At 63.1% G+C, this 7,540-nt stretch carries 6 protein-coding genes; 3 read left to right on the top strand and 3 right to left on the bottom strand.

What is annotated here, in order from left to right; all coding sequences use genetic code 11:
- Positions 1-199 precede the first annotated feature (199 nt).
- Together HYE77_RS31945 and nudC are read left to right on the top strand one after the other, a co-directional pair.
- Entirely contained in the window at positions 200-1,012 is an 813-nt protein-coding gene (locus tag HYE77_RS31945; RefSeq protein WP_177070554.1) for a crotonase/enoyl-CoA hydratase family protein, read from the top strand.
- 6 nt (positions 1,013-1,018) lie between these two features.
- Positions 1,019-1,852, top strand: coding sequence for an NAD(+) diphosphatase (gene nudC, locus HYE77_RS31940; protein WP_008430294.1), 834 nt, complete (start codon positions 1,019-1,021; stop codon positions 1,850-1,852).
- Here nudC and HYE77_RS31935 read toward each other — a convergent pair.
- The 3 genes from HYE77_RS31935 to HYE77_RS31925 form a co-directional block, all read right to left on the bottom strand.
- Positions 1,820-2,599, bottom strand: coding sequence for a TSUP family transporter (locus HYE77_RS31935; RefSeq protein WP_003208505.1), 780 nt, complete (start codon positions 2,597-2,599; stop codon positions 1,820-1,822). The two genes, nudC and HYE77_RS31935, sit on opposite strands and share 33 nt — an antisense overlap.
- A 195-nt stretch (positions 2,600-2,794) precedes the next feature.
- Positions 2,795-3,511 carry a phosphatidylcholine synthase gene (gene pcsA / locus HYE77_RS31930; RefSeq protein WP_003208507.1) on the bottom strand — a complete coding sequence of 239 codons (717 nt, stop codon included), beginning with the start codon at positions 3,509-3,511 and terminating at the stop codon, positions 2,795-2,797.
- Positions 3,512-3,659: 148 nt separating this feature from the next.
- Positions 3,660-4,586, bottom strand: coding sequence for a class I SAM-dependent methyltransferase (locus tag HYE77_RS31925; protein WP_102369233.1), 927 nt, complete (start codon positions 4,584-4,586; stop codon positions 3,660-3,662).
- A 191-nt stretch (positions 4,587-4,777) separates the two neighbouring features.
- Here HYE77_RS31925 and mdeB point away from each other — a divergent pair, with 191 nt between their 5' ends.
- The gene (mdeB, locus tag HYE77_RS31920; protein ID WP_177070552.1) at positions 4,778-7,456 is read left to right on the top strand and encodes an alpha-ketoglutarate dehydrogenase; all 2,679 of its coding nucleotides are present in this window, start codon (positions 4,778-4,780) and stop codon (positions 7,454-7,456) included.
- Positions 7,457-7,540 lie beyond the last annotated feature (84 nt).

Genomic DNA, 7,540 nt, shown 5'->3' with positions numbered 1-7,540 from the left:
AGCTGGCTTGCCTGCGATGGCGGTGGGTCAGCTTGCATCTTTGCTAACTGATACACCGCCATCGCAGGCAAGCCAGCTCCCACATTTGATCTTCATCGTTCTTCAGTCCCGAATTTGGCGTTTGCACAGCCTTACCACCTCACGCGGTGCCTTGTTATAGTTCGGCCCCTAATTCAGCCGCCAGTCAAGGATCACTGCCATGTCCGAATACCAAGCCTTTGTCGTCGAACTCAGCGGCAACGTCGCCCATGTGCAGCTCAATCGCCCGGAAAAGATCAACGCGATGAACGCGGCGTTCTGGACCGAGATCATCGACATCTTCCAATGGGTCGAAGACACCGACGCGGTGCGAGCCGTGGTCATCAGCGGCGCCGGCAAGCATTTCTCCTCCGGCATCGACCTGATGCTGCTGGCCTCGGTGGCCAATGACTTCGGCAAGGACGTAGGCCGCAACGCGCGCCTGCTGCGGCGCAAGATCCTCGAACTGCAAGCCTCCTTCAACGCCGTCGACAACTGCCGCAAGCCGGTACTCGCGGCGATCCATGGCTACTGCATCGGCGGCGCCATCGACCTGATCAGCGCCTGTGACATGCGTTACGCCGCCGAAGATGCGCAATTCTCCATCAAGGAAATCGACATCGGCATGGCCGCCGACGTCGGCACCCTGCAACGCCTGCCGCGCATCGTCGGCGATGGCATGCTGCGCGAGCTGGCCTACACCGGCCGCCAGTTCGGCGCCGAAGAGGCGCGCAGCATCGGCCTGGTGAATCGGGTGTACAGCGATCACCAGAGCCTGCTGGCCGGCGTGCTGGAAATCGCCCAGGAAATCGCCGCCAAATCGCCGATCGCGGTCACCGGCACCAAGGCGATGATCAGCTACATGCGTGACCACACGATCAATGACGGTTTGGAATACGTTGCCACCTGGAACTCAGCTATGTTGCAATCCAACGACCTGCGCGTGGCCATCGCGGCCCATATGAGCAAGCAGAAACCCGACTTCGTGGATTGACTGAACATGACCCCAGGCTGGATTACCACAACGCTGCTGGACAACGACGCCCCGGGCGGCTGGGCCGTGGCCCGCAGCCGTGAAGGCTTTTTACACGACCAGAACGGCCCGCTGTTTCCCCGGGAGTGGCTCAAGCGCCAGGACCTCTCGGTGTTCGCCGAGCATGGCATCGGTCACCTGGACGGCGAGCCGGTGTACCTGCTGGAACTCAACAGCCCCGCCGACGTGCCGGGCTGCGGCTGGCAGGGCCTGCGGGCATTCATGCTGCAGGGCGATCACACGCTGTACAAAGTCCTGGGCTACGCCGCGCAAATCGGCACCTGGGCCCGGGAGCATCGTTTTTGCGGCAGTTGCGGCCAGGCGATGGTGCAGGTGCCGCGGGAGCGGGCGATGTTCTGCCAGGCCTGTGACCTGCGCAGCTACCCGCGGATCTCGCCGAGCATGATCGTGTTGGTGACCCGTGGCGACGAGATCCTGCTGGCCCGCTCGCCGCGCTTTGTCACGGGGGTCTACAGTACCCTGGCGGGGTTTGCCGAGCCGGGTGAGTCGGCCGAGGACTGCCTGATTCGCGAGGTGCGTGAAGAAGTGCAGGTGGAGGTCAAGAACATCCAGTACATGGGCAGCCAGTGCTGGCCGTTCCCGCACTCGATGATGCTGGGCTTTCACGCCGAGTACGCCGGCGGCGACATTGTGCCCCAGGCTGACGAGATCGAAGACGCGCAGTGGTTCAACATCCATGAACTGCCGCCGTTGCCGGCGTCGCGCTCGATTGCGCGCTACCTGATCGACCTCTACCTGGCCCGTCGCCTAGGTCACGCTGAACCAGTGCTGCCAGGCTAGGCGCACCGTCAGGCCGAGCACCACGGTGATGAACACCGGGCGAATGAACTTGGCGCCGCCGCTGATGGCGCTGCGTGCGCCAAAAAACGCGCCGCACATCACCGACACGCCCATGCACAGGCCGACAATCCAGTCTACCGAGCCATTGAAAATGAACACCGTCAGCGCCGCCGCGTTGCTGACGAAGTTCATGCTGCGCGCCACGCCGCTGGCCTTTACCAGGTCGATGGGGTGCAACAGCATGGTACTCACGGTCCAGAACGCCCCGGTGCCCGGGCCGGCGACGCCGTCGTAGAAACCCAGGCCGAAGCCCTGGGTGGACTGCCATTTCTTCTTGATCGGTGCGTCGTTGTCCAGCGCCGCCTTGGGCGTGCCGCCGAACAGCAAATACAAACCGCAGCCGAACACAATCACCGGGAGCATCTTGTTCAGGGTTTCTGCCGGCAGGTAATGGGCCACGACCGCGCCGGTGAGTGCACCGACCAGGGTGCCGACGATGGCATGCACCCACTGGCGCGGATGAAACAGCTTGCGCCGGTAGAAGGTAAAGCTGGCAGTGGCCGAGCCGAAGGTGGAACTGAGTTTGTTGGTGCCCAGCACCAGGTGGGGCGGCATGCCGGCGGTCAGCAGGGCGGGCGTGGTGAGCAGGCCGCCACCGCCGGCGATGGCGTCGATGAAACCGGCGATAAAGGCAACCACGGCGAGGATCGCCAGGGTGGTGAGGTCAACGCTGAGTTCGAAGGGCATGGGCAAGACTTAATCGGCAGGGCGCAGCAAGGGCTGCGCGAAAGGCCGGTATCTTACCCATAACCCTGGGTCGAGGCGATCCAAATGTGGGAGCGGGCTTGCTCGCGAAGGCGCAGTGTCAGTCACCGGATAGAGTGGCTGATCCACCGCATTCGCGAGCAAGCCCGCTCCCACATTTCAACCGTGCCCGCTTGGCTATTTATGTGTTTCGACCCACTCCAGTGCGGTCCGCCAGATGCAGATCCCCAGGAAGTACGCCGACATCAGCAACCACAGGCCCAGGGTCAGGCGATTGGTGTACGGGAAGTCGATCACCAGCAGCAGGCTGCACAGCAACCAGATGGTGGTCACGGCAATATTGATCGGCATGAAGCGCTTGACCCGGAACGGGTGCAGGAACTTCATCGGCGTCACGGTCAGCAACGCCAGGCCGATCACGGTGAGCAAGGTGACCCAGGCTTCCGGCTGGATGATATAGACGCACAGCGCCACCACGTTCCATGCGGCGGGGAAGCCGACGAAGTAGTTGTCCTTGCTCTTCATGTTGACGTTGCAGAAGCAGAACAGCGACGACACCAGAATCACCGACACCGTAAACAACGGGGTGAAGTCCGGCAGGGCGATATAGCGATAGATAAACAGCGCCGGAATAAACACGTACGTCAGGTAATCAATCACCAGGTCCAATACCGAGCCATCGAAGCTTGGCAGCACTGTTTGCACATTCACCCGTCGCGCGAGAGAGCCGTCGACCCCATCGACGATCAAGGCCAGGCCCAGCCACAGCAGGCAAGCCTTGGGCTGGTTGTCGAGCAGTGCCAGGGTGGCCAGGAAGGCCAGCACCACGCCGGTGGCGGTAAAACCATGGGCGCCCCAGGCCTTGAGACGGGCTACATGCAGGGTCGATATCACAGGGGCGTTCTCCAAAAGGTGAAACAGGGCAGCCGACGGGGTAGCACCGTCGAATCTGGCCAGAGTGTGCAGGTATCGACCGGGAAGGGTGGGATAAGGTTCACCACCCGGCGTAGGTTAAGCGTAGCAAGCGCAGGACGTTTCGGCATCAGCCTTGGCGAAACACCAGTGCCTTTAAGCCGCTTTGCGGGTCGATATCGGGGAATTCCGGCGGGTTTTCCAGCCGCTGGTCAAAGCGCAGGCCAGGCGCTTCGCGGGTTACGCCGTCGATCAGGAAGTCTTCGCCGAACGCCGGGTCGTTCATGCACGCCAGCACCGTACCCTGGGCCGTGAGCAAATCCGGCAGGCGACGCAGCACCCGCTGGTAGTCCTTGGTCAAAAGGAAACTGCCTTTCTGGAACGAGGGCGGGTCGATGATCACCAGGTCGTACGGGCCGCTGTTGGTGACCTTGGCCCACGACTTGAACAGGTCGTGGCCGAGGAACGTCACCTTGCTCAGGTCGTGGCCGTTCAGGCGGTGATTGTCACGGCCACGGCTCAGGGCGCCTCGGGCCATGTCCAGGTTCACCACATGCTCGGCGCCGCCTTCGATGGCCGCCACGGAGAAACCACAGGTGTAGGCGAACAGGTTCAGCACCCGCAGGCCATGAGCCTGTTCGCGTACCCAGTTGCGGCCGTAACGCATGTCGAGGAACAGCCCACTGTTCTGCTTTTTGCCCAGGTCGATCAGGTAGCGCAGGCCGCCTTCGGTGATGGTCAGTTCGTCGACCACCTCGCCCAGCAGCCATTCGGTGGTGCTTTGCGGCAGGTAGCGGTGTTGCAGCGCCACGGTATGGGCGCCGAATGACCGCCAGTCGATCTGCACCAGCATCTGCTTCAAGGCCTCAAGCTCCGCGGCTTCAGGCTCCTTGAACAGCGAGACCAGCACCACGCCTTGCAGCCAGTCCACTGTCAGTTGCTCCAGGCCCGGCCAGCAGCGGCCACGCCCGTGAAACAGGCGCCGGGTCTCGGCGGGGACGGTTTGCAGGGCATTCAGCAAATGGGTGTGCAGGGTGGCGAGTGCGTCTGGGTTCATCGGGCAACGTCGGTCATTGAGCGGGCGGCATTTTAAACACAATTGCGGGGTGTTCGGGAGTTGAAGCACAACGTGCTCTGAATTTGCTGATTGGCAGTGATTTATGCTCAAAAGGCCCCGAGAGGCGGCGCACAACAGTCAAAAAATCCCTTGGCACCGACATAAACTGGAAAAAAAGCCCGGAGGTGCCCATGAACGGTTTCGCGAGTGCAGTGAGTCAGACAGCGATGGACCAGGAAGAACTGGCCGAATGGCGCGATGCCCTGGCCTCCCTGGTGGCCAACGCCGGCGCGGCGCGCGCACGGGAGATCCTCGACATGCTGGCGGATGCCGGCGGCGCGCCGCACATCGCCTGGAAACCCCGGCATGGCACGCCCTACATCAATAGCATCGCCGTAGAGCAGCAACCGCCGTTTCCCGGCGACCTGGCCACCGAAGAACGCCTGGCCTCAGTGGTGCGCTGGAACGCCCTGGCCATGGTAGTGCGCGCCAACCAGGCCTATGGCGAACTGGGCGGGCATATCGCCAGCTACGCCAGCGCGGCGGATTTGTTCGAGGTGGGCTTCAACCACTTTTTCCGTGCCCGCAACGACAGTTTTGGCGGCGACCTGGTGTTCTACCAGCCGCATTCCGCCCCCGGCATCTATGCTCGCGCCTTCCTTGAAGGGCGCCTGAGCGAGGCCGACCTGGCCCACTATCGCCAGGAAATCGGTGCCGGCAAGGCGGGTGCCCGAGGTTTGTCCAGCTATCCCCATCCGTGGTTGATGCCGGACTTCTGGCAATTTCCCACCGGGTCCATGGGCATTGGCCCCATCAGCTCGATTTTCCAGGCGCGGTTCATGCGCTACCTGCAACACCGCGGCTTGCAGGACACCACCGACCGCCACGTATGGGGCGTATTCGGCGACGGCGAGATGGACGAACCGGAAAGCATGTCGGCCCTCACCCTGGCCGCCCGTGAAGGCCTGGACAACCTGACTTGGGTGGTCAACTGCAACCTGCAACGGCTCGACGGCCCGGTGCGTGGCAACGGGCGAATTATCGACGAGCTGGAGGCGTTGTTCGCCGGTGCCGGCTGGAACGTGATCAAGCTGGTCTGGGGCTCGGACTGGGACGCCTTGCTGGCCAAGGACACCGACGGCGAGCTGGCGCGCACCCTGTCGCAGACGGTGGACGGACAGTTCCAGACCTTCGCCGCCAAGGACGGCGCCTACAACCGCGAACATTTCTTCGGCCAGAGCGAGGCGCTGTCCAAACTGGTCGAGGGCCTGAGCGACGAGCAGATCGACCGGCTCAAGCGTGGCGGCCATGACATGGTCAAGATCCACGCGGCCTATCACGCGGCGCGCCGGGTCGCCGGCAAACCCACGGTGATCCTGGCCCAGACCAAAAAGGGCTTTGGCATGGGCGAGGCCGGGCAGGGCAAGATGACCACCCACCAGCAGAAGAAGCTCGACCGCGAGGCCTTGATCGCCTTCCGCAACCGCTTCCAGTTGCCGCTGTCGGATGAACAGGCCGAATCCCTGAGCTTCTACAAACCGGCTGAAGACAGCCTTGAAATGCGCTACTTGCACCAGCGCCGCGCCACCCTCGGCGGGTATGTGCCGAGCCGTGGCCAGCAGGCGCCCAGCGTGAGTGTCCCGCCGGTGTCGGGCTACGGCGCGTTTGCCACCCTGGCGGAGGGCAAGGAAATGTCCACCACCATGGCCTTTGTGCGCATGCTCACCAATCTGCTCAAGGACAAGGCCCTCGGCCCGCGCATCGTGCCCATCGTCGCCGATGAGGCGCGCACCTTCGGCATGGCCAACCTGTTCAAGCAGATCGGCATCTATTCCAGCGTCGGCCAGCGCTACGAGCCCGAAGACATCGGCTCGATCCTCAGCTACCGCGAAGCCACCGACGGGCAGATCCTTGAAGAAGGCATCAGCGAAGCCAGCGCCATCAGTTCCTGGGTCGCGGCGGCCACCAGTTATTCGGTGCATGGCCTGCGGATGCTGCCGTTCTATATCTATTACTCGATGTTCGGTTTCCAGCGCGTGGGGGACCTGATCTGGGCCGCCGCCGACCAGCGTGCCCGAGGTTTCCTGCTGGGCGCCACTGCCGGGCGCACCACCCTGGGTGGCGAAGGCTTGCAGCACCAGGACGGCAGCAGCCACCTGATGGCCGCCACCGTGCCCAATTGCCGCGCCTACGACCCGGCGTTTGCCGGCGAGTTTGCGGTGATCCTCGACCATGGCATGCGCCAGATGCTGGAGCACGATGTGGACGAGTTCTACTACGTGACGCTGATGAACGAAAACTACCCGCAGCCGAGCCTGCCGGAAGGCGTCGAAGCGGCGATCATCAAAGGCATGTACCGGCTGAGCGGGCAGCCTGGCGGCAAGGTCCGGTTGCTCGGCTCCGGCACGCTGGTGCGCGAAGCCCAGGCAGCGGCGCAATTGTTGGCGGAGGATTGGCAGGTTGACGCTGAAGTGTTCAGTGTCACCAGCTTCAGCGAACTGGCCCGGGACGCCCGTGACGTGGAACGCTGGAACCGCCTTCATCCGCAACAGCCGGCGCGGCGCAGCCACCTGGCGGAGTGTTTGCCCAAGGGCGCGCCGGTGGTGGCGGTATCTGACTATGTAAGGGCGGTGCCGCAGATGCTTGGGTCGTACGTGGATTCGGCTTACACCGTGCTGGGGACGGATGGCTTTGGTCGCAGCGATACCCGGGCGGCGTTGCGGGATTTCTTCGAGGTGGACCGCCATCACATCGTGCTGGCGGCGCTGACGGCATTGGTGGAGCAGGGGAGTCTGGACAAGCAGGTTTGCCAGCAGGCGATAGAGCGTTATGGGGTGCAGACCGATCGCGAGCCGTCCTGGACCTCCTGAGCGACAAAGATCTAAATGTGGGAGCGGGCTTGCTCGCGAATGCGGTGTGTCAGTCAATATATCCGGCAACTGATACACCGCTTT

The sequence above is a fragment of the Pseudomonas sp. IPO3774 genome, assembly GCF_013386835.1.
Classification (GTDB): Bacteria; Pseudomonadota; Gammaproteobacteria; order Pseudomonadales; family Pseudomonadaceae; genus Aquipseudomonas.
This window is presented reverse-complemented; position numbering and strand designations above follow the sequence as displayed.